The organism is Pseudokordiimonas caeni (assembly GCF_026719705.1).
Taxonomy (GTDB): domain Bacteria; phylum Pseudomonadota; class Alphaproteobacteria; order Sphingomonadales; family Kordiimonadaceae; genus Gimibacter; species Gimibacter caeni.
Genome location: NZ_JAPPRR010000002.1, coordinates 619253 through 641751, shown reverse-complemented (window position 1 = coordinate 641751; position 22499 = coordinate 619253). Strand labels below are relative to the sequence as shown.

The following is a 22499-nucleotide window of genomic DNA, read 5'->3' as shown; positions in this document are numbered from 1 at the left end:
AACCGTCAGGCAGGCCACCGTATAGCCGAAGGGGGCGGAGGCGACAAGTCCTTTTGAAAGCCCGTCAGGCCCTGCCTTTGCCTCAGTCGGCGACCGGGCCGGACCGGCCGCCGGACATCAGCATCAGCATGCTGCCGTCGCGCTGCTGCTCGGCGCGCGGGGTGCCGGGCTCCAGCCAGTCGAACGTATCGAACCCGCCACAGGAGGGGCAAAGCGGTTGCCACGCCACCGGGCGGTGGCCGCAGTCGCCGCATTCCCAGCCAAGGCCGGGGCCAGCCTGCGCCAGTGCAGCCTCGATCGCCGCCGTATCCTCGCCGCGCTTTTCGGCAAGCTTCAGCCTGAGCGCCCAAAGGTCGCGGCTCGGCACTTCGGCGAGCAGGCCTTCGACAAGCGTTATGGCCGCTTCCGTTTCGCCGGTACGGGCGAGCCCCTCGGCGATCAGCGTGCGCGACAACGGGTGGGCCGGGTTGCCGGCTGTAAGCGTGCGGACTCGAGCGAGCGAATCGGCTGCCGATTCCGCCGGGTCGATATCCCGCCATGCGGCGGCGAGCGCCGGGCGAGGGGCATTCCCCCACGCTGCCTTCAGGCGTTTTTCCGCCTGCCTGATCTTGCCTTCCTTGAGGTCAAGCCGGGCGAGTGCCGCGTCTGCGGGCGCGAAATCGCCACGCGCCTTGTGGGCGGTCGTGTAGAATTTGCGGGCAGCGTCCGCATCCCCTTTGAGCGCCGCTTCCGTCCCGCGCGCAAAGGCGAGCGCACCCTTGTGGCGGGTGAGCGTAACGGTATCGACAAGCTTGCCCCTGGCGACCTTCTGGAGAGCTGCTTCTGCCTCTGCCCAGTTGCCGGCCGCAACTTCAAGCGCGAACAGGGTGTTCAGCACCCACGGGCTTTTCGGCTGCTCGGCGAAGGCAAGACGCGCCAGCCGCAACGCTTCGGCCGATTTGCCGGCGCGGCGGGCTTCCTGCACAAGGCCCCGCAAGCCCAGCAGCTTGCCGGCTTCGGATGCTTCGAGCGCTTTGAATTTTTCCTGTGCCGCCTCATGATCGCCCGCGCGCATCGCCGCCTCCGCACCGATCAGATGCACCATCGGCATCGGCGGCAGAAGGCGGGTCGACTGGTCGGCCAGCCGCCGGGCGAGCTTGTGGTCACCCGCCGCCAGCGCCACCAGCGCCTGATTGACAAGGTCAAGCCCGCGCGACTGGCGCTTGATCGCCGCACTCGAACCGATCACCGGCAGGTCGCGCCGAGCCCAGGCGAACAGCGCGAGTGCAAGTGCGGTTGCCAGCATCAGGAGGGCAGCCGCCAGCAGGAGCGCCGCAACGCTCGTCTCGATCACCCAAGGGCCAACGGCAAGCGTGGCCGCCCCCGGATTGTCCGCCACAAAGGTGGCACCCCAGGCGAGAAGAAGGACAATGGCGAACGCAAGCGCCAGACGGATCATGCGCCGCCTCCTGTCCGGTCGTCGGTCACCACACGGAAGAGCTTGCCAACGGCATCGTCGACCGCCAGTCGGTCATTCGCCTGCGAAATCCACACGGACGCCGCCTTCTTTGCTTCGGGCGACAGGGTTTCAAGCGCCGCCACAGCACCGGCAAGATCGCGGGCCTTCAGCCGTTCGCTGGCGTCACGTAGAGCTGCATCATCGCCGCTTGCCGCCGCATCTGTGCGGCGCACGGTGAAGAGCGAGGCAAGGAAGCGGCCTTCGGCCTTGTCGCTGGCGATCCCGATCTCGCGCGAAAGTGGATCGAAACGGGCGATCAGGGCGTCCGTGCTCGGCACCCCGGCCGAGCGTTCGCGCAGGGCTTCAAGCGCCGCCCCGAGGGCCGACTGATCAATCGCCGGCAAGGCCGAGAAATCCGGGTTCATGGCCTCAAGCTCCGCCCCGAAGGCCTCGCCGCGCTGGACGCGATCCTCAAGGCGCGACAGGGACAACAGCAGCCGCCCGCGCGGGTTGGTGTCAAGCCGGGCGTCTTCCACCGCCTGCAGCGCGGATTCGAGGGCAGCCAGCCGGTCACGCAGGCCAGCTGTTTCGGCTTCAGACGCCTCCAGCCGGGCGGCCAGCACGCTCGGGGCGGGGCCTTTTTCTTCGTCGCTGTGGCGCGCCTTCACGGTTTCGCTGAGCGCGGCGAGTTCTTCCCGGAGCGCCGTCATTTCCGGCCGGTCGGGCGCGGGCGCAATGGCCCCCGGATTCGGCGACTCGCCTGATTCGGTATGCTCGGTCGCCATGGTACCATTGGAGGTGGCCTCGGAAAGCGCCGAGATCAGGCCTTCATGCTGAATGAGCATTTCCTCGTGCCGGTCCAGTTCTGCCTGCAGCGGCGAAAGATCGACCATGGGGGCGCTGGTTGCTGTTTGCGGCAAGGGCTCGATGAGACCCGCGGCTTCCAGCCGGGCGCGAATGTCAGGGGCCGCATAAACTCCGCCAATGAAGGCGGCAAGGACGATCACCAGCACCCAGCCGAGCTTCGCGCCGAAGGAGCTGCCCTTGGCCTTGGCAGGCTTCGGCGGGGTTTTCTCCACCACTTCGGCCTCGAGAACCGGTTCGCTGTCGCCGTTTGCCTTCACGCCTTCTCTCCTTCACTGCCTGCCGGGCCTATGAGCGCCAGAACCGCCGCTTCGGTCGGCTCGGCGGCTGCCACCACGCGGCCCCAAGGGGCAGAAAGTGCGGCAGCGATCCGTTTCGACATGGCATAGGCCGTCATGCCCTCCAGCATAGCGGCGAGGCCCGCTGCCTCCAACCCCCGTTCAAAGGCGTGGGCAGCACGGGCCGAATAAAATAGTGCGCCCCCCACAATGCCATCGCGGATGGCTGACGCCACGTCATCCGGCAGCGCCCTCGCCTGCACGGCGCGGTAGGCGGTGCACCGTTCGGCTTTCACCCCGCGCGCCGTCAGCTTCGCTGCGATATCGAACACGATGTCTTCACCCGTCAGATGACAATAGTGCGCGCCTGTTGTCGCATGATCAGCAAGCAGCAGCGGCAGAAGCCCCGCCGCATCGCCCGGCCCGGTGACAAGATCGTTGGCGCCCACCGACCGCGCAACCGCCGCACTTGCAGCCCCCACGGCAAAGACGCGGCGACGGGCAAGGTCCGGCACACGGGCAAGGCCGTGGCGCGCCCCGTTGGCGCTGGTTATCACCAGTGTGGCAGCTGCATCCGGCAGGTCGAAATCCATGGGCTCGACCCGCAACATCGGTGCGATCAGGGATGTGTGGCCAAGGGTGGCCAGCGCCTCGGCGGTGCTGCCTGCATCTTCTTCCGGTCGGGTGACAATGAGCCGCATCAGGAAACGAGCGCGGCGACCCCTGCCGCGAGCTCTTCGAAAAAGGCTTCGCCCGCTTTGGCGCGGACCGCATGGCCAAGCCGGTGGCCGAGGGCAGCCGCATCGGCCTCAGACGCCGTACCTTCTTCCGCGAATACGGTTTTGCCATCGAGCGACACGAGCATGGCTTTCAGCTGCACCTCGCCGCCTTTGAGCGTGGCGTAAGCGGCTATCGGCGTGCGGCAGGAGCCATCGAGGGCTGCGAGAAAGGCGCGTTCTGCCGTCACCGCCACCGCCGTTGCATGGTGGTGCAGGGGCGCGAGCAGCGCGCGGGTCGCGTCGTCGCCTTCGCGGATTTCCACACACACTGCGCCTTGCGCCGGGGCGGGCATGAAATCGTCAAGGCTCAGGGTCTCGGTCGCATAGGCTTCCATGCCCAGCCGGTTGAGCCCCGCGCGGGCAAGGAAGGTGGCATCGGCCTCGCCGCCTTCGAGTTTCGAAAGCCGCGTCTGCACATTGCCCCGGAAAGTGACGACATTGAGATCAGGCCGCAGGCGCAGGGCAAGCGCACGGCGGCGCAGGCTGGCGGTGCCAAGCACCGCACCTTCCGGCAATTCCATGAAGCTTTGGGCCTTGGGGCTGATGAAAACGTCACGCACGTCTTCGCGCTCAAGGAAGGTCGAAAGCACAAGGCCCGCAGGCAGGCGGGTCGGCATGTCCTTGGAGCTGTGAACGGCGAGAGCGATGCTGCCATCCAGCAGTGCGTCCTCGATTTCCTTGGTGAAAAGCCCCTTGCCGCCCGCAGTGGTCAGCGGCCGGTCGAGGATGCGGTCGCCCGTTGTCTTGATCACATGGATCTCGACCATCTCGGCAGTCAGGCCCTCATGCGCCGCAACCAGCCTGTCCCGCACCTCATGCGCCTGCGCAAGCGCAAGCGGACTGCCGCGGGTTCCAATCCTGATCGGGTGTTGCATCGGGGCCTCTCTCGGTGGTAATCGGGCGGCACGAAAAGCGCCCGTCTCAACGGCGCTTATATAGTATCATTGGCGCCCAAGTCCAAAGCGCAAAGAGGAAAATGACCGAGCCCCGCCAGAAGATCGCCTTTACCCGCCCGCTTGTCCTTGGCATCGAAACGAGCTGTGACGAGACGGCGGCGGCTATCGTGTCGGCGGATGCAGACCCCGCGAAGCGGCTGGTGGCCCACCGGGTACTGAGCCAGATCGACGATCATGCCGAGTATGGCGGCGTGGTGCCGGAGATCGCGGCCCGCCACCATATCAGCCATCTGGACCGGCTGATCGCCGGCCTGATGGAAGATGCCGGGCTCTCGTTCGATGATATCGACGCGGTCGCCGCCACCACCGGCCCCGGCCTTGTGGGCGGACTGATGGTCGGCGTGATGACCGCCAAGGCCATCGCGATGGCGGCGGGCAAGCCTTTCATTTCGGTCAATCACCTTGAAGGCCACGCGCTGACCGTGCGGCTGACCGGCGAGGTCGAATTTCCGTTCCTTCTGGTGCTGATGTCCGGCGGGCACTGCCAGATTCTGGATGTGACCGGCATCGGCCAGTATCGCCGCCTTGGCACCACCATCGACGACGCGGCAGGCGAGGCCTTCGACAAAACGGCGAAGCTTCTGGGCCTTGGCTATCCCGGTGGCCCGGCGGTGGAAGCCGCCGCCCTTGAGGGCGACGCCGACCGCTTCGACCTGCCCCGCCCGCTTCTAGGCAAGCCGGGCGCTGATTTCTCCTTCTCGGGCCTCAAGACCGCCGTCCGCCGCGCGGCGGAGGCCTGCGTTGCCGAACACGGCATCCTGAACAAACAGGACCGCGCCGATATCTGCGCCGGCTTCCAGAAAGCCATAGGCGATTGCCTCGTGGACCGGCTGCGACATGCCATCGCCGACTTCCGCACCGCGCACGGCGAAGGGGCCTTCCCGCTGGTGGTCGCGGGCGGTGTTGCCGCCAACAAGGCACTGCGGGCGCGGCTGATGGCTGTGGCAGAAGAAACCGGTATGGTCTTCCACGCGCCGCCGATGGCGCTGTGCACCGACAATGGTGCCATGATCGCCTGGGCGGGGCTGGAGCGTTTCCGTGCCGAACCCCATATCGACGACCGCGACATCAGCCCGCGCCCGCGCTGGCCGCTGGACGCCGGGGCCGAGCCCTTGGTGGGTGCCGGCCGCAAAGGGGCGAAGGCATAAGTCCTTGCCGCGACGGCCGCTTCGCGGCAATCTCGGCATTGAAGCAACCCGCACCGCAACAGTTCAGGGGGAGAATAGAGTGGGGGACATGACAATCCGCAAGATGGGCGTCCTCGGTGGCGGCGCATGGGGTACCGCACTTGCCGCCACCAGTGTGCGCGCCGGGCTCAATACGCTGATCTGGGCTTTTGAGCCCGCGGTCGTGGACGCCATCAATACGACCCACGAAAACAAGATGTTTCTGGCCGGCGTACCGCTCGACCCCGCGCTCAAGGCCACGGGCGATTTCGCCGCCCTTGCCGACCGCGATGCCGTGCTGATGGTTTGCCCCGCGCAGCATCTGCGGGCGCTTTCCGAAAAGCTGCAGCCGCACCTGAAGCCCGGCGTGCCGGTCATCATCTGCGCCAAGGGGATCGAGGTGAAAACCGGCATGTTCCTTTCGGACGTTCTCAATGAGACGATGCCGGGCCGCCCGGTTGCCGTACTCTCGGGCCCGACCTTCGCGGCGGAACTTGCCCGCGGCCTGCCTTCGGCGCTCACGCTTGCCACCAGCAATGAAGCCATCGGCAAAGCACTTGTCGCCGCGATGGGGCTGCCGATCTTCCGGCTGTATCTTTCGGACGATGTGATCGGCGCGCAGATCGGCGGGGCCGTGAAGAATGTGATGGCGATTGCCACCGGCATCGTCGCCGGGCTCAAGATGGGCGAGAACGCCCGCGCCGCGCTCCTCACCCGTGGCCTTGCAGAAATGGCGCGATTTGGAGCCCATTTCGGTGCCGAAACAGAAACCCTGATGGGCCTTTCGGGCCTCGGTGACCTTGTGCTGACATGTGTGAGCCAATCCAGCCGCAACATGAGCCTCGGCTACGAGATCGGCGAGGGCCGCACCATGGCCGAGATCATGGCGGAGCGCCGCACTGTCGCCGAAGGCGCGCATACGGTGGAAATCCTGCATGTGATCGCCAAACGCGAGGGGATCGAGATGCCGATCACCGAAGCCGTTTACAAAATCCTGAAGGAAGGGGCGCCGGTCGCCGAGGTGACCAAAGCCTTGCTTGCCCGCCCCTTCACCCGCGAATAGCCAGCCAAGGAGACATGCCATGCTGTTCATGGTTCTGTGCTACGACAAGCCAAATTCCGCCAGCCTGCGCGCCGAGACGCGCCCCGCCCATGTGCGTTACCTGAAGGATGCGGGTACGCGGGTTAAGATGGCCGGGCCGCTCCTCAGCCCCGGCGACGAACAACACCCGGTTGGCAGCCTCATCGTCATCGATGCGGCGAGCGAAGGGGCGGTGAAGCTGTTCGCCGAGAACGACCCCTATGCGTCGGCCGGCCTTTTCGAGCGCGTCGAGATTCGCCCGTGGCGGGCGGCCCTCGGTGCCTGGGTCCCGGAAGCCTGAGGACAAGGCCATGAGCTGGTGGCTGGCGAAAACCGAACCCGAGGAATGGTCCTTCGACGATCAGGCGAAGGCGGGCCCGAGCCCGTGGACGGGCGTGCGCAACTTCCAGGCCCAGAAACATATGGCGGCGATGAAGGAAGGCGACGATGTCTTCTTCTATCATACCGGCAAGGAAAAGGCCGTTGTGGGCACCGCCCGCGTCGCCAAGGGGCCGTATCCCGATCCAGAAGACGACAAAGGCCGTTTCGTGCTCGTTGATATGGAAGCCGGTACACGGTTCAAAACACCGCTGACGCTTGCCGCCATCAAGGCTGATGCCCGGTTCCAGCATCTGGCCCTCGTCAAACAGTCGCGTCTTTCGGTGATGCCCATCGATGACGCTGCTGCCGCGCTCTTCCTGAAACTTGGCGGGCTTTGAGGCTGTTCCCTTGAGCCCGCTCCCCGCGCTTTATCTGGACGATCTGCCGGGCGGCCCGCCGCCGGGCACACTGCTTGCCGTCATCGCCGACCTGCCAACCCATGGCGGCAAGGATATCAGCTTCAGGAAAGACCAGTTTCTCGTCCGCGTGTTCGTGCAGAAGGTGGGGGATGTGATCGGCGTTTTCGAGAATCGCTGTCCGCACGCCGGCACGCCGCTCAATCTTTTCGATGATCGTTTCATGGACCTTTCGGGCACGCACCTTATCTGCCGCACCCACGGTGCCCGCTTCCGCGTGACGGACGGCTTTTGCACGCTCGGCCCCTGCAAAGGCCAGTCCCTGCGCCCTGTCGCCCACGAGATACGGGACGGCGGGGTTTATACGGTTTAGCCAATCAATAGGGGTTTCGCAGCAGCGGAAAGCGATAGGCCATGATTCCGCTGGCCGATAGAATCGCAAAGACAGCTGCTATCAGCACATGCCCGCTATTCAGAATCCCGAGCCTGAAAGCTTCGAAAAACAAGAATGCCGCAACGGAAGCAATGAGCCAAAAATAGGCTGAAAAGCTTTAGAAATACCTGTCCAGATCGGCGAGCCTGCGGCGGAACATCGCATCCCGAGGGTTTTTCTGGATCGTTGCAAAATAGGCGATGTATCGAAAGCGCAGAACAGCAAAAAGCATCGCGATCACAAGCATCAGATCAACAATGTAGGGTGCGTCCGCTATACCTCACCTGTCCTGCTGGGATTAGGCGCCGTGTCTTAAATCATCACCGTGCCTGAGTTGCGCTGCTGGGCGGGGGTCGGTTGCACGCTGCCGCCGCGCTTGTCGATGGAAACGACCCGCCAGTAAGTCTGGCGGCCGTCCTCGCGCATGACTGATTTGAGCACCATCGAAAGCTCGGGCGAGAAATAGAGCGTGTTCAGCTTGGTCTTGGCGTCGCTGCCGTCCCCGTAGCGGCTGGTGACTTCCACCACAAAAACAGGATAGGAGCCCGTCGGCAGGTCGACCGTGCGTTCCGCCGTCACCACCATATGTACCCACACATCGATGGCATTACCCTTGTCGATGAGCTTGAGGTTGCCACCGAAAGAGGTTTCGTTGCCGACCTTGAGGGGAAAGAGACGCTCGAGGAGCGTGTCATCGAAATCCAGCTCGAACTGATAGCCATATTCGGTGCCGCTGACGGGATAAAGGCCCCGGTAGAGATTCCGCGATGCCATCAACTCTCCGCGCCACTGGAATTCGGTGGTGACGAGCTTGTCCTGGACGCGGGTGATGACGGACACCAGTTCCTGCCCGTGGCGGCTGATAAGGGCGCGGGTGCCCACCTCGGCATTCGGCCCGGCAACAGGGCGTGCAGGAACATCGCAAGCGGCAAGCGCCAGCGCCATCACCATTCCGGCAATCCGAGAAACCCTTTTCAACCGCACGGCTCCGCCCTGATCGATCTGCTTCTCATAACACCTTGCGCGGCAAGGGGTAAAGTCCGGGCGCGACGAGCCGTGAGGAAAGTGCTGCGAACCGTCACAAATAGCGCTGGGCAGGGGTCAGGCGTACATCAGCATTGCCACCCTTGGCATTCTCGCGCAGTTCCACAATCGACATGTTCCGAATGATGATCTCAGCCTGCGGGGCGATATCAAGCCCGCGCTCATACTCCTCCCTTGCCTTGGCGAAGTCGCCCTGTTCGAGGAAGATGTTGCCGCGATTGTTATAGAAGCGCCAGTTGTTGGGGCGCAGCCGGATGGCCCGGTTGCATTCCGCCATGGCTTCGCTCCAGCGTTCTTCCATGATGAAGGAGACGCACATGCCATTGTGAGCGAGCGAGCGCTGCCTGTCTGTCAGGTTCGAACGAAGCGCCGTGCTATAATAGTTGCGTGCACTCTCGCTGTTACCAAGCGTGATGGCCTCGTTGCCCTTGGTCAGCAGCGACGATGGCGCCAGCACCACGTCAACGACATGGGCCGATGCCGGTGCCGGGAGACCGGCCCACAGCAGGGACGCCACAAGCGCGCCCGAAAGGCGTGAAAGCCGCGCGCGACCGATTGGTGATCCGATGATGCTCATATCAACCCTCCACTTCCATCCCCCACCATTTGGCATTGTACCAGATTTTATGGCGGGGCGTTAGGGAAGACGAGGCTGGCTGATCGATGGTTATAGTGCCCCGTGACCGGTGGCCGGGCTGAGGTCGGCCGGGCGAACGAGGCGGGTGAGCAGCGAATGGCCGGGCGCAAGCCGGTGCCAGGGCACTGTCGTTTCAAAGCCCGCAAGGGTGGCTGTCGGATATTTCTCGCGCAGGCGGTACAGCAATTCATGCGGCGCGCGGCCTGCCAGGCGCCGTGCCGTTTCCTCAAGCCCCGGATTGTGACCGACAAGCATCAGGGTGCCGACACTATCCGGCACCGCATGAATGGCCGCGAGGATGGTGATGGGATCAGCAAGATAGAGCGCGTCGTCATACTGGATACGCCAGGCAGCTCCAGCCGCCGCCATCACTCGCGCAATCGTTTCCCGTGTACGAACCGCAGACGAGACAAGCACCAGATCGGGTTCGATCCCTTCGTCCTTCAGATAGCGGCCCATCATGTCAGCCGCCGCCAGCCCGCGTGCGTTGAGCGGCCTGTCGAAGTCAGAAAGGCTCGCGTCACCCCAGTCGGATTTGGCATGTCTCAGAAGAAAAAGGTTTCCCATCCCGTCCCTCGTTTTTGCGGCCCCGTCCGCCGCGTCCCGCATCATGCCCCAAAAAACAACAGGGCGGCAATCGCCGCCCTGCAAATCGGAAGGATATCTGCTTCAGCTGACCTTCACGAACTTCAGCGTCATCCGGTCGGATTCGCCGATGGCATCGCGGGCGGCCTTTTCCTCATCGGTGTCGGCGCCGTTATAGTTGGGCGGCAGTGCCCACACACCGGACGGAAACTCGTTCTTGTCGCGCGGGTTGGCGTTGATCTCGCTTGCCGCTTCAAGTTTGAAGCCATGGGATTCGATCAGCTTCACCAGCTCGCTCTGCTTCCAGCGGCCCTGCTTGGTGGTTTCCTGCCAGTCGCCGGCTGCATCTTCCGCCGCACGATGCTGGACAACCGCCAGCACACCACCGGGCTTCAGAAGGCTGTGCACATCTTTCAACGCTTCTTCCATGAAACCGCGCCGCGCCCAGTTATGCATGGCACGCACCACCATCACCACATCAACGCTGCCGGGGGCCGTCACGGCCTCACCGCGCAGCGGAATGAAGCCGGCAACCGCCTTGTCACCATACATGTCCTTGGCGGCGGCGAACTTCTCGGGATATTTGGCAAGGCCCGCCGCATAATTGCCCGCGTCCGCATAGACGGCCGGGTTATGCTCGAGCCCCACATAGCGGCCTTTTTCCTTCACAAGCGGCGCAAGAATACGGCTGTACCAGCCACCGCCCGGATTGACCTCGGCTACCGTCGAGGACGGCGTCACGCCGAAAAAGGCAAGCGTTTCGGCAGGATGGCGGGCTTCGTCACGGACCTTGTCTTCTGCCGTGCGCCACGGATTTTCATTCACCGCCCATTCGACCCCCATGTCGGCAGCCGAGGCGGCACCGGACAGCAGGAACGCCGCCGCAATCATCAGTTTCTTCATGTTTCTCCCCTTCGTGTTATCCGTCAGCGCTGCAGAATTGCCTGCGCTGATTTCGCAAACTTGTCCTGATCCTCGCGGGCGCTGAGGTCGGCGCGCGGTGGGCGCTCGAAGCCGCGCTGCACGGCCGGGCGGGCATCGATTGCCGCCATCCAGCGCTGCAGGTGATCCAGCCCGTCCACCGAAACCCCGGCCCAGTCGTGCACCTTCACCCACGGGAAGGTCGCGATATCGGCGATGGAATAATCCGCCCCCGCCAGATAGACGGCTTCCCCAAGGCGCGTGTTCAGCACTTCATACAAGCGCCGCGTTTCATTCTGGTAGCGGTCGATGGCGACCGGGATTTTCTCCGGCAGATAGCGGAAAAAGACATTCGCCTGCCCCTGCATGGGGCCAACCCCGCCCATCTGAAACATCAGCCACTGGATCGCCGCCCAGCGTGCCGGGCCATCGGGCGCGATCAGCTTGCCATATTTGTCGGCGAGATAGAGGAGGATGGCGCCGGATTCGAAGATCGTCAGATCCCCGGCTTCATGGTCCACAATGGCGGGGATTCTGCCATTCGGATTGATTTTAAGGAATTCGGGACTCTTCTGTTCCTTCGCGCTAAAATCGAGATGCCGCAACTCGTAGTCGACGCCCATCTCTTCGAGGGCGATGGACACCTTGTGGCCGTTCGGGGTGGCGGCGGTGTAAAGCGTGATCATGTGGGTTCCTTGTATCCTCGCGTTCGGCTTGACACGATAGGTCTTCGGACTGCCTTTTGTTAAACAAATTGGCATCATATCATCGTGAACAGACGGGCAATTTCACAGTATGGATGGAAGTGTGACGACAAATAACCGGCATGGCACGATCGCCTATATTCTTGTCAGCCTGCTGATGATTCTGGCTGTGCTCGTGGCCGAAACCGTGCTGCGCGCCAAGATGCACGAACGCACGCTTGCCACCATCGAAGCGACCCTCGCCCAGACGGAAGACGGGGTGGAGCGCTGGTATAGCGAGCAGGAACGCAATCTCGTCAATATCTCTACCCTCGCTGCCATCCGGCAGCCGGTGCGCAGCCTTCTCCAGATCAGGGCTGACGCGGGAGAGGGGGCCGATCTCGCCATGCAGCTGGCCGAAGCGCCGGAGCAGCGCGCGCTGCGCGTGCAGCTTTCGCCCTGGCTGTCGATCTATGGCTATAGTGGCTTTCAGGTGCTGGCCCCGGATGGTACGGGCATTGCGTCGCTCGACCGGGGGCTCTTGGGTGTCACGAGCCCGGTGATGGACCGCCTTCCCGGCCTTGTTGCCCGGGCGCTCACGGGCTCTACCACGGTGACCCACCCTCTGCATCATGACGGCGAAATGGTGGATCTGGACGGGCGCGTTAAGCAGAATGTCGATTATATCCTCGGCATCGCCCCCATCTTCGACGATGACCTGAGCGTGGTGGCGATCCTGCTGGCCCGGATCGATCCGGCACAAGATTTCCTGCCGCTTTTCACCGCCGGCGCGCAGGGGCCGGCCCTTCACAATTACGCCTTTGATGCCAGTGGAACGATCCTCAATGATCCCGCGATCAATTCACTTGGCATCCATCCGGGCACGTCCTCGGGCGGGCGGATCAGCTGGCAGCGCATGACCGTGCCCGAAAGCGGCGTCGCAGGTGAAAAGCCGAAGCTGACCCGCATGGCTGAAAGCGCGCTCGGCGGTGTCAGCGCCTACAGCCTTACGCCCTATACTGACATAAATGGCGATCAAGTGATCGGCGCCTGGACCTGGAACCACGGTCTGGGTATGGGACTGGCAACCGAGGTGGATGCGGCGAGCGCTTTCGAGGGGCTTGATTTCGCCGTCACGATGATTCGCTCACTCGCGGCCGCCAGCCTCGCCTTTCTTCTGGGCCTCATGTATTTCAACACGCGCGCCTCGAACCGCGCGGCCGAGCAGGAACATCACCTGAAGATCGCGCGCGACCGGGCGGAGGCCGCAAACCACGCGAAATCGGTGTTCCTTTCCTCCATGAGCCATGAGCTTCGCACCCCGCTCAATGCCGTGCTCGGCTTCGGCCAGCTGGTGCGCGAAGCCCGACAGATCCGGAACGACCGGGAACTGTCGGAGCAGGTCGATTACATCATCAAGAGCGGCGAGCATCTCCTGTCGCTCCTCAATGAAGTGCTTGAATATGCCAAGCTTGATGTGGGGGAACTGTCGATCTCGCCGCAGCAGGTGCCTGTTGTCACGCTTGTCGAGGACAGCCTGGCGATGGTCGGCGATTTTGCGCGGCGCGCCGATATCAATATCGTTGTCGAAACCGACATGAAGGCGCTGCCACCCGTCTGGACCGACCCGACCCGTGCCCGGCAGGTGATGACCAACATCCTGTCGAACGCCGTGAAGTACAATCGCATCGGCGGACAGATTTTCGTGCTCGCCCGCGTCGAGGACGACTGGCTCTATGTCGAGATTCGCGACACCGGCCGCGGTATCGACCCGCAGCGGCTGGACGAACTTTGGGAACCCTTCAACCGTCTCGGCGCCGAACAGACGGGGATCGAGGGCTCGGGTATCGGCCTCGCCTTCTCGAAAAAGGTGATCGAACAGATGAAGGGCCGGATCGGGGTGACGAGCGTACCGGGCGTCGGCAGCACCTTCTGGTTCACATTGCCGCTCGCGCGTGAGACTGCTGCTCCGGTACGAACCGCTGCGCCTGCCGGCGTCTGGCTCGATCCGCTCGTCCTTCGCGGCAAGACCGTCCTTTATGTGGAAGACATGATCCTCAACCAGCGGATCATGGAACGCATCTTCGCCAACTTCCCGGATTGCTCGCTGGTGTTTGCAAACACGGCAGGCGAAGGGCTTGATCTGCTGCGCGGGCGGCGGGTCGACCTTATCCTTCTCGATATCAACCTGCCGGACTTTTCAGGCTTCGAGTTCAACCGTCGACGCCATGAGGAGGGCCTTGCCCCCGGCGTGCCGGTGATCGCCATCACCGCCGATGCCTCGGCGGAGATGGAGAAGTCGGTGAAGGAAGCGGGGATGAACGGCTATATCTCGAAGCCGATCAAACTGTCGCTTCTCTCGGCCACCATCAGCAAGGCACTGACGGGTGGTGCGGCCAAATCGACGGGCAAACCGGCCCCGCCGGCTGCCCGCGAAATGATCTGATAAAGCCCTTCAGCCCTTGTTGGGCTTCACCCGGTTGGCGATCAGGTCGTCCACCACGCCGGGGTCAGCAAGCGTCGAGGTGTCGCCAAGATTCGACACGTCATTCTCGGCAATCTTCCGGAGGATGCGGCGCATGATCTTGCCCGAGCGCGTCTTGGGCAGGCCGGGCGCGAACTGGATCACGTCCGGCGTCGCCACCGGGCCGATCTCCTGCCGCACCCACTGGACAAGCGCCTTGCGCAGGTCCTCGCTCGGTTCGGTGCCGACCGGCGGGGTGACATAGGCATAGATGCCCTGCCCCTTGATATCGTGCGGGAAGCCGACAACCGCCGCCTCGCTGACACAGGTGTGCGCCACCAGTGCCGATTCGATTTCCGCCGTACCCAGACGGTGGCCTGAAACGTTCAGCACGTCATCCACCCGGCCGGTGATCCAGTAATAACCATCCGCATCACGGCGGCAGCCGTCGCCGGTGAAATAGAGGCCCTTGTAGGTGGAGAAATAAGTCTGGATGAAGCGGTCGTGATCGCCGTAAACCGTGCGGGCCTGCCCCGGCCAGCTGTCCTTGATCACAAGATTGCCCGACGTCGCCCCTTCAAGGAACTGGCCTTCGCCGTCCACAAGGGCGGGCTGCACTCCGAAGAAGGGCTTCGAGGCCGAACCGGGCTTCAGGTCGGTTGCACCCGGCAAGGGCGAGATCATCACGCCGCCGGTTTCCGTTTGCCACCATGTATCGACAATCGGGCAGCGCTCCTCACCCACCGTGCGATAATACCAGAGCCAGGCTTCGGGATTGATGGGCTCGCCCACCGAACCCAGGAGCCGCACGCTGGAGCGGTCGTATTTCTTCACGAAATCGTCGCCGAGACGTTCAAGCGCGCGGATCGCTGTCGGCGCCGTATAGAAGATATTCACCTTGTGGCGCTCGATCACATCCCAGAAGCGCCCGGCATCGGGCCACGTCGGGATGCCTTCGAACATCAGGGTAGTGGCCCCCATCGCGAGCGGCCCATAGACGATATAGCTATGGCCGGTCACCCAGCCCACATCGGCGGTGCACCAGAACAGTTCACCGGGGCGATAATCGAACACATAGTCGAAGGTCATCGATGCCCAGACCATATAGCCGCCCGTGGTGTGCAGCACGCCTTTGGGTTTGCCGGTGGAGCCGGAGGTATAAAGGATGAAAAGCGGGTCTTCGGCGCTCATCTCGGCAGGCGGGCAGGTCGCCTCCACCTTTTTTGCTTCGATGTGGTACCAGAGGTCACGGCCCTCGGACCAGCCGATCTCGCCACCCGTGTGCTTCACAACAAGCACATTCCTGACACCGGAAACCTTCGCGAGCGCCTTGTCGACATTCGACTTCAGCGGCACATGCTTGCCACCGCGCACGCCTTCATCCGCCGTGATCACGAAGGTTGACCGGCAATCCTCTATCCGCCCGGCCAGCGCATCGGGCGAAAAGCCGCCGAACACCACCGAATGGACGGCGCCGATCCGCGCACAGGCGAGCATCGCGAAGGCTGCCTCGGGGATCATCGGCATATAGATGGTGACCCGGTCGCCTTTCGTCACACCATGCTTCTTCAGCACATTGGCGAAACGGCAAACCTCGTCATGCAGATTCTGGTAGCTGATCCGGCGCGCCTCGCCCGGCGTGTCGGCCTCCCACAAGATCGCCGTGTCGTTTGCGCGTTCAGGCAGATGGCGGTCGATGCAATTGACCGACGCATTCAGCGTGCCGTCCTCGTACCAGCGGATCGAAACGTGCCCTTCGAAGCTTGTATGCTTCGCACGGCTATAGGGTTTCATCCAGTCGATACGCTTGCCTTCCTCGAACCAGAAGGCTTCCGGATCATCGACCGATGCCTTGTAGCGCGCGTCATAATCTTCGGCTGTGCAACGGGTGATGGCGCGTGCGGCTGGCTTCACCGGGATGACGATATCTTCACTCATGGGGGGTCCCTCTTCCTCTACGGGCGCCGATCATGGACGCACGCCGCCCGACTTTCAAGGCTTGCGGACGTTCATGCTGCCGTGATACCGGCGTGTTTATCTTGTCTCGGGGAACTCCTCTATGGATAGCGCGAACAATCTCGACCGCAAAGCTTTTTTGGCGCTGATTGCGGGGGCTGTGGCGATTGGTACCGCGCCCATCTGGATGCGCTATTCCACTGTCACGCCAGCCTCTGCCGCCTTCTGGCGCATGGCGCTCGCATTGCCTGTCGCGCTTCTCTGGGGGCTCGCCACAGGCGGTGTTGCAGCGGTGCGGCAGGCGGTGTTGGATGTCGTGCGCTATTTCGGGCCGCTGCTTCTGGTCGGCCTCTGGCTCGCCATCGACCTCGGCTTCTGGCACTGGTCGGTGCAGAAGACGACGGTGGCGAACGCCACGCTCCTTGCCAACCTTGCTGTGGTTTTCACCTCGCTTGGCGGCTTCCTGTTCTTCGGCGAGCGTTTCGGGCGGCGTTTCATGGGCGGGCTCGCGCTTTGCCTTGCCGGCATGGGAATGCTTGTCGGCCAGAATGCCGAGCTTAACCCCGCCTATATCACCGGCGACATGCTCGGCATCGCTGCCGCTGTCGGCTATGCTGGCTATATCCTATCGACCTCGCGGATCCGGTCACGCATCTCCACGCTTGCCGTCATGATCGGGACAAGTGTGACAACCTGCCTGTTCCTCTTGCCGCTTGCGATGATGGAGGACGGCGCCACGTGGCCCACGAGTTTTGACGCCTGGTGGCCGCTCGTGGGGCTTGCCGTCGTCACGCACGTCCTGGGGCAAGGGCTGATCGTTTATGGCCTCGCCCATGTGCGAGCAGCCGTCGGGGCAGCAACGCTGCTGATCCAGCCTGTCGTTGCGGCGTTACTTGCCTTCATCCTGTTCGGAGAAGCGCTTGGGAGCCTGCAAGGTCTCGGGGCGCTGGCCATCTTCGCCGGTATCTATCTCGCCAGAACGTCCCGGTAGCTCATCACCAGTCGGACATCATCGACGGCCCGCCAGCCTTCTTGTTGGCAACAATGCGCCACAGCCGGATATCGCCGGCTTCCAGAAGCGATTTGCGGCGGGTCCAGTATTCGGCTTCGCGCATCAGCACCTGGATAAGGCGGGCGCCGTCATCCAGCTTGGCGAGCTTGGCCGCAACCTCGTCGGCACCAGCCCAAGCCTTGTTGATCATGTCGACATACTGGGCGGTGATATCCTCGGACACCCGCACCTGCATGCGCACATTCTTCAGTTTCGCCTCCAGTTCCTTCGGCGTCACCATATAAGGCGTAGAGCGTTCGGCCACCTTCCATTCGCGGAAGCTTTCCTTGGCGACAACAGAATCCTCGGAAATCACATAATCCGTGATGAGGAACAGGCCGCCGGGTTTCAGCTTGTCTTCCACATGGGCGATGAGGGCATCTTTGTCCTCGACCGTATAAAGCGCTTCCTTGGCCATTGCCCGGTCGAACTTGCGATCGAAGCCCTCAAATTCATCATTCGGCGTATAATGCTCGACCGCCGCCTTGCGCTCCATGCCTGCCATTTTCGACAGTTCCTTGGCCTTGGCGGCCAGATGCTCGTCTTCCTCATAGCCCGTCACCCACACCCCGAACTTGTCGGCAAGAACGCGGGCAGGTCCGCCAAGGCCGGCGGCCAGGAACAGCATGGACATTTCAGGCGACAGCGCCAGAAGCTTCGATAGCGCGACGATATAGTCCGGCCCGCCGGGGCCGCAATATCCCTCGCCCCAGATATACTGGGCGATATTGATGCGGTCGGCCGCATTCTGGACGGGATCGATTTCCTCAACCGTTGACGCAAGGGCGGCAGGTTTCGGTGCTTCGGCAGCTTTTTTGGGTGCAGGCGGCGCTGGTGGCGGCGCATCCTCCGGTGGCAAGCTGGCAAGATAGCGCTTCTCAAGCTCAGCAGGGTCATAGCCCTCCCACCAAGCCTTCAATCGCCATTTCAGCGGCAGTTTCGTTTTCGAACCCTTCGCCTGCTCAGCCACGTTTTACTTCCGCACACACGGGGGCTCCCGTCGTCGGTGCCCCCGCAACCGTTCCCCATGCACCATAAGAAAACGGATCGGGGCCATAATGCAAGCCCCGATCGTTGCAGGTCGTTGGAAACGGCGGGAAATTCCCGATTTGGGTCAGGTCCTAAGCCGCGCGCCCACCGCTTTCTCGGCGGCCGCGATGATCTTGGCACTGATCGCCTCGATCGCCTTGTCCGAGAAGGTCTCGTCCTTCGGCTCGAGCGCCACATTGATCGCCACCGATTTCTCGCCTTCGGGCACGCCCTTGCCTTCGTAAAGGTCAAAGACACCCACATCGGTGATGAAGACCTTGTCGGCGCCCTTGACCGCCTTCACAAGGTCGGCCACCGGCTTGTCCGCCGCCATCAGGAAGGCGAAGTCACGCGACACCGGCTGCAGGTTCGAAATCTCGAGCGCGCCCTTGCCGGGCCCTGCCTTCTTCGGGGTCGGTACGCGGTCGAGATAGACCTCGAAGCCAACCGCCGGCCCGTCTACGTCCAGTTCCTTCAGCACGCGGGGATGCAGTTCGCCGAACGCGGCCAGCACGACCTTCGGTCCAAGACGCAGTGTGCCGGAGCGACCCGGGTGATACCAGGGGGCGCTTTCGGTGAAGACCTGCAGGTTGGCAACCGGCGCACCAACGGCTTCCAAAGCCGCAATGGCATCGGCCTTGGCATCAAACACGTCCACGGCCTTGGCTTTCACCGCCCAGTGGCGCGCGCCAGTTTGCCCGGTGCGCACGCCGCCGGCGACCAGCAGCTGGCCAGCGTCTTCAGCGTTTTCGTAAACCGGACCAACTTCAAACAGCGCCACAGCCTCGACCCCGCGGTCGCGGTTCCTTTGCGCGGCTTTCAGAAGGTTCGGCAGAACGCTAGGGCGCATGCAATCAAGTTCCGAACTGATCGGATTGTCGACGATAAGGTCATCGCCGCCACCGCCGAAATGCACCGCATGTTCGCGCTTCATGAAGCTCCAGGTGACAGCTTCATAAAGGCCTTCACCGGCCAGCCGGCGCTTGGCCGCGCGGGCGCGCTTCTGGCGGTCGGAGAGCGTGGTGCCGGCCTTGTGGTCGGTCACCGGCAGCTGGACGGACGGGATATTGTCATAGCCAGCAATGCGCAGCACTTCCTCGACGATGTCGGCCTCGCCTTCCACATCGCGCCGCCACGAGGGCACACGCACGGTGAAGGGATCGTTGCCTTCCACCTTGAAGCCGAGCTTTTCGAGGATCGCGAGGCTGTCCTTCACGGGCACATCAAGCCCGCCGAGCGAGGCCACACGGCCCGAACGGAAGGGCACGGTACGGTCGAACACGGGCAGGCTGCCGTCGACAAACGGCTTCGAAGCCTCGCCGCCACAGAAATCGAGGATCATCTGGACGGCGATCTTGGCGCCGTCTTCCATGAAGTGCGCATCGAGGCCGCGTTCGGCGCGGTAGCGCGCATCGGTGAACACATTGTGCGCGCGGCCGGTAAGCGCCGCCCGGATCGGCTCGAAATAGCCGATTTCAAGGATCACATCGGTGGTCGTCTCGCTCACACCGCTCGCCTCACCGCCGATGATGCCTGCAAAGCCGAGCACACCCTTGTCGTCCGCAATCACCGCCTCACCGCCGAGGGCCGTGTAGGTGACATCATTGAGGCCGGTGAAGGTTTCACCCTTTTCAGCGGCGCGGGTGACGATGGTGCCGGTCACCTTGGCAGCGTCATAAACGTGCAGCGGGCGGCCGAAATCGTAGGAGATATAGTTGGTGATATCGACAAGCGCCGAGATGGGGCGCAGGCCGATAGCCTTCAGGCGCTTCTGCACCCAATCGGGGCTCGCGCCGTTCTTCACGCCCTTGACATAATAGCCGATGTAATAGGGCGTACCGTCGCCCTTCACAGCCACTTTCACTGGGCTTTCGAAGCCGCCAGTGATCGCCGGCACCTTGTAGGGCTTCAGCGTGCCGAGGCCGGCAGCGGCAAGATCGCGCGCAATACCATGGATGCCAAGGCAGTCCTGACGGTTCGGCGTGATGGCAATCTCGACAACCGGATCATTGAGCCCCGCGTAATCCACATAGGCGGCACCAACCGGCGCGTCGGCCGGCAGATCGATGATGCCGTCCGAATCTTCACCCAGCTCCAGCTCGGCAGCCGAGCACATCATGCCGTTCGATTCCACGCCGCGTACCTTGCGGAGGGCAAGCGTGACATCAAGGCCGGGCACATAGTCGCCGGGGCGGCCAAGCACGGCCTTCATGCCGGGGCGGGCGTTAGGCGCGCCGCAAACAACGGTGATCGTCTCGCTGCCGGTGTTGACCGTGCAAACGCGGAGCTTGTCAGCATCCGGATGCGGCACAGCCTCGATCACTTCGGCAACCTTGAAGGCGCCAAGCTTTTCGGCCGGATTTTCAACGCCTTCGACCTCAAGGCCGATGGCATTCAGGGTTTTCAGGATCTCGTCGAGGCTCGCCGACGTTTCAAGGTGATCCTTCAACCAGGAAAGGGTGAATTTCATTGGGAGAGCCCTCCTGCAAGCGTCGGCATGGCGAGCGTGCGGAAACCATAATGTTTGAGCCAGCGCAGATCGGCATCGAAGAAGGCGCGAAGGTCATTCATGCCGTATTTCAGCATGGCCAGCCGGTCGATCCCGCAGCCGAAGGCGAAGCCCTGGTATTTGGCGGGGTCGAGGTTGCAGGCCTCGAGGACCTTCGGGTGCACCATGCCGGAGCCGAGGATTTCCAGCCAGTCGTTGCCGTCACCGATTTTCACGGTGCCGCCATCGAACGAGCATTGCACATCCACTTCCATCGAAGGTTCGGTGAAAGGGAAGTAGCTGGGGCGCAGGCGCAGGGTCACCGCGTCTACCTCGAAGAAGGCCTTCAGGAAGGCTTCAAGCGTACCTTTCAGGTGCCCGAGGTGCGTATCGGTGTCGATCACGAGGCCTTCAACCTGATGGAACATCGGCGTGTGGGTCGCATCCGAATCAGAGCGGTAGGTGCGGCCGGGCGCGATGATGCGGATCGGCGGTTCTTTCGAAAGCATCGTGCGAATCTGCACCGGACTTGTGTGCGTGCGCAGGACCTTGCGCTCGCCGTTCGCGTCCGGCTTCAGATAGAAGGTATCGTGCATCTGCCGGGCGGGGTGCGTTTCCGGGATGTTGAGCGCGGTGAAATTGTGGAAGTCGCTCTCGAGATCGGGACCTTCGGCAACATCGAAACCGAGGTTCGCGAAAATCTCGGCAATCTCGTCCATCACCTGGCTGATCGGATGGATGGTGCCTTGCGGGCGGCCCATCACGGGCAGCGACACATCCACGCGCTCGGCGGCGAGGCGGGCATCCATGGCTGCATCCTCAAGGGCATCCTTCTTGGTACCGATGAGGTCGCCAACGAGGTCCTTCAGGCCATTGAGCGCCGGGCCCATGACCTGACGTTCCTCGGGGCTCATGCCGCCCAGATTTTTCATGAGGCCAGACACGCTGCCCTTCTTGCCAAGGGCCGCGACCCGTACTTCCTCGAGCGCGCCGAGGTCCCCTGCCGCTTCGATGGCGGCGGTGAGCTCGGTTTTCAGCCGATCGATCTCGCTCTGCATCCTGTCCCCGCAAAATTGGTGGGTGAAAATCGGTGGTCGGCGATCTATAGCCGCTGACCGTGGGCGAATAAAGCCCGGACAAGCAAAAGGGGCCAGACTTGACGCCCGGCCCCCTCTGATTTCGTCTGCGTAGCGCGGCGAGCGCGCCAGCGCCTTACTTGGTGAGGGCAGCCTTGGCCTGGTTCACCAGCGCTTCAAACGCAGTCGGCTCATGGATCGCGAGGTCCGAGAGAACCTTGCGGTCGAGCTCGACACCAGCGAGCTGCAGGCCGTGCATGAACTGGCCGTAGGGGAGGCCGAGAGCGCGGGCACCGGCGTTGATACGCTGGATCCACAGAGCGCGGAAGTTACGCTTGCGAGCCTTGCGGTCGCGGTAAGCGTACTGACCGGCTTTCTCCACTGCCTGACGGGCAACCTTGATCGTATTCTTGCGACGACCACGGTAACCTTTGGCGGCTTCAAGAACTTTTTTGTGACGTGCGTGGGACGTCAAACCACGAGTAACGCGTGCCATTTATACTTCTCCTGACCTTCTTATTTCAGACCGTAGGGAATGAACTGGCGAACGATGTTCGCATCGCATTCCGCGAGGATGGTGGTGCCGCGCTGGTTACGGATCTGCTTGTTGGTGCGCTTGATCATGCCGTGCTGTTTGCCGGCTTGCGTAGCGCGGACCTTGCCAGTGGCGGTCGTGGAGAAGCGTTTTTTCACGCTCGATTTCGTTTTCATCTTGGGCATTTGCTGTCCTCACTTTTCAGTTCAGGTTTCGCTTCAGAAGCCCCACGGCAGCCCATTTATCAGCCGGAAGCCTCGCTTTGAGAAGCGGCCTTATAGACGCGGGGGAAGCCGAA

General features: G+C 62.9%; 22 protein-coding genes. 7 read left to right on the top strand and 15 right to left on the bottom strand.

What is annotated here, in order from left to right; genetic code table 11:
* Positions 1–82: 82 nt before the first annotated feature.
* Genes OU694_RS11740 through hemC form a run of 4 tightly spaced genes read right to left on the bottom strand, consistent with a single transcriptional unit; the run spans position 83 to position 4234 of the window.
* The gene (locus OU694_RS11740) at positions 83–1438 is read right to left on the bottom strand and encodes a heme biosynthesis protein HemY (protein WP_308911195.1); all 1356 of its coding nucleotides are present in this window, start codon (positions 1436–1438) and stop codon (positions 83–85) included.
* Positions 1435–2562, bottom strand: a complete 1128-nt coding sequence (locus OU694_RS11735) for a COG4223 family protein (protein WP_308911194.1) — start codon at positions 2560–2562, stop codon at positions 1435–1437. The genes OU694_RS11740 and OU694_RS11735 overlap by 4 nt, the downstream gene beginning before the upstream one ends.
* Positions 2559–3281, bottom strand: coding sequence for a uroporphyrinogen-III synthase (locus OU694_RS11730; RefSeq protein WP_308911193.1), 723 nt, complete (start codon positions 3279–3281; stop codon positions 2559–2561). The genes OU694_RS11735 and OU694_RS11730 overlap by 4 nt, the downstream gene beginning before the upstream one ends.
* Entirely contained in the window at positions 3281–4234 is a 954-nt protein-coding gene (gene hemC, locus OU694_RS11725; RefSeq protein ID WP_308911192.1) for a hydroxymethylbilane synthase, read from the bottom strand. The genes OU694_RS11730 and hemC overlap by 1 nt, the downstream gene beginning before the upstream one ends.
* Before the next feature lie 101 nt (positions 4235–4335).
* Between hemC and tsaD the strand changes: the two genes are divergently transcribed.
* The 5 genes from tsaD to OU694_RS11700 all read left to right on the top strand — a co-directional run bounded on the left by tsaD (position 4336) and on the right by OU694_RS11700 (position 7672).
* The gene (tsaD, locus tag OU694_RS11720; RefSeq protein ID WP_308911191.1) at positions 4336–5463 is read left to right on the top strand and encodes a tRNA (adenosine(37)-N6)-threonylcarbamoyltransferase complex transferase subunit TsaD; all 1128 of its coding nucleotides are present in this window, start codon (positions 4336–4338) and stop codon (positions 5461–5463) included.
* An 88-nt stretch (positions 5464–5551) separates the two neighbouring features.
* Positions 5552–6544 carry an NAD(P)H-dependent glycerol-3-phosphate dehydrogenase gene (locus tag OU694_RS11715; protein ID WP_308911498.1) on the top strand — a complete coding sequence of 331 codons (993 nt, stop codon included), beginning with the start codon at positions 5552–5554 and terminating at the stop codon, positions 6542–6544.
* A gap of 19 nt (positions 6545–6563) precedes the next feature.
* Entirely contained in the window at positions 6564–6863 is a 300-nt protein-coding gene (locus tag OU694_RS11710; RefSeq protein WP_308911190.1) for a YciI family protein, read from the top strand.
* 10 nt (positions 6864–6873) lie between these two features.
* Positions 6874–7281 carry an EVE domain-containing protein gene (locus tag OU694_RS11705; RefSeq protein WP_308911189.1) on the top strand — a complete coding sequence of 136 codons (408 nt, stop codon included), beginning with the start codon at positions 6874–6876 and terminating at the stop codon, positions 7279–7281.
* A gap of 10 nt (positions 7282–7291) precedes the next feature.
* Entirely contained in the window at positions 7292–7672 is a 381-nt protein-coding gene (locus OU694_RS11700; protein WP_308911188.1) for a Rieske (2Fe-2S) protein, read from the top strand.
* Between the two features lie 372 nt (positions 7673–8044).
* Here OU694_RS11700 and OU694_RS11695 read toward each other — a convergent pair whose 3' ends face one another.
* The 5 genes from OU694_RS11695 to OU694_RS11675 all read right to left on the bottom strand — a co-directional run bounded on the left by OU694_RS11695 (position 8045) and on the right by OU694_RS11675 (position 11605).
* Positions 8045–8710, bottom strand: coding sequence for a hypothetical protein (locus OU694_RS11695; protein ID WP_308911187.1), 666 nt, complete (start codon positions 8708–8710; stop codon positions 8045–8047).
* A 100-nt stretch (positions 8711–8810) separates the two neighbouring features.
* Complete coding sequence (locus OU694_RS11690; protein ID WP_308911186.1) at positions 8811–9353, bottom strand: tetratricopeptide repeat protein; 543 nt, start codon at positions 9351–9353, stop codon at positions 8811–8813.
* A 90-nt stretch (positions 9354–9443) separates the two neighbouring features.
* Positions 9444–9980, bottom strand: coding sequence for a SixA phosphatase family protein (locus OU694_RS11685; protein ID WP_308911185.1), 537 nt, complete (start codon positions 9978–9980; stop codon positions 9444–9446).
* 102 nt (positions 9981–10082) lie between these two features.
* The gene (locus OU694_RS11680) at positions 10083–10901 is read right to left on the bottom strand and encodes a class I SAM-dependent methyltransferase (protein ID WP_308911184.1); all 819 of its coding nucleotides are present in this window, start codon (positions 10899–10901) and stop codon (positions 10083–10085) included.
* Between the two features lie 23 nt (positions 10902–10924).
* Positions 10925–11605 (bottom strand): glutathione S-transferase family protein, encoded by a 681-nt coding sequence (locus tag OU694_RS11675; RefSeq protein WP_308911183.1) that lies wholly within the window; start codon positions 11603–11605, stop codon positions 10925–10927.
* A gap of 121 nt (positions 11606–11726) precedes the next feature.
* Here OU694_RS11675 and OU694_RS11670 point away from each other — a divergent pair, with 121 nt between their 5' ends.
* Positions 11727–14048 (top strand): ATP-binding protein, encoded by a 2322-nt coding sequence (locus OU694_RS11670; protein WP_308911182.1) that lies wholly within the window; start codon positions 11727–11729, stop codon positions 14046–14048.
* A gap of 9 nt (positions 14049–14057) precedes the next feature.
* Here the strand turns inward: OU694_RS11670 and acs are convergent, their stop codons facing one another.
* Positions 14058–16004, bottom strand: coding sequence for an acetate--CoA ligase (gene acs / locus OU694_RS11665; protein ID WP_308911181.1), 1947 nt, complete (start codon positions 16002–16004; stop codon positions 14058–14060).
* A gap of 121 nt (positions 16005–16125) precedes the next feature.
* On the opposite strand from acs, the gene OU694_RS11660 reads away from it, so the two are divergent.
* The gene (locus OU694_RS11660; RefSeq protein WP_308911180.1) at positions 16126–17013 is read left to right on the top strand and encodes a DMT family transporter; all 888 of its coding nucleotides are present in this window, start codon (positions 16126–16128) and stop codon (positions 17011–17013) included.
* A 4-nt stretch (positions 17014–17017) separates the two neighbouring features.
* Here the strand turns inward: OU694_RS11660 and OU694_RS11655 are convergent, their stop codons facing one another.
* From OU694_RS11655 to rpmI, 5 genes are all read right to left on the bottom strand, one after another.
* Positions 17018–18043, bottom strand: coding sequence for a methyltransferase domain-containing protein (locus OU694_RS11655; RefSeq protein ID WP_308911179.1), 1026 nt, complete (start codon positions 18041–18043; stop codon positions 17018–17020).
* Positions 18044–18187: 144 nt separating this feature from the next.
* The gene (gene pheT, locus OU694_RS11650; protein WP_308911178.1) at positions 18188–20572 is read right to left on the bottom strand and encodes a phenylalanine--tRNA ligase subunit beta; all 2385 of its coding nucleotides are present in this window, start codon (positions 20570–20572) and stop codon (positions 18188–18190) included.
* Positions 20569–21648 carry a phenylalanine--tRNA ligase subunit alpha gene (pheS, locus tag OU694_RS11645; RefSeq protein WP_308911177.1) on the bottom strand — a complete coding sequence of 360 codons (1080 nt, stop codon included), beginning with the start codon at positions 21646–21648 and terminating at the stop codon, positions 20569–20571. Before pheS ends, pheT begins: the two co-directional genes overlap by 4 nt.
* Before the next feature lie 154 nt (positions 21649–21802).
* Complete coding sequence (gene rplT, locus OU694_RS11640; RefSeq protein WP_289504475.1) at positions 21803–22162, bottom strand: 50S ribosomal protein L20; 360 nt, start codon at positions 22160–22162, stop codon at positions 21803–21805.
* 20 nt (positions 22163–22182) lie between these two features.
* Positions 22183–22386, bottom strand: coding sequence for a 50S ribosomal protein L35 (rpmI, locus tag OU694_RS11635; RefSeq protein ID WP_289504474.1), 204 nt, complete (start codon positions 22384–22386; stop codon positions 22183–22185).
* Positions 22387–22499: the final 113 nt, after the last annotated feature.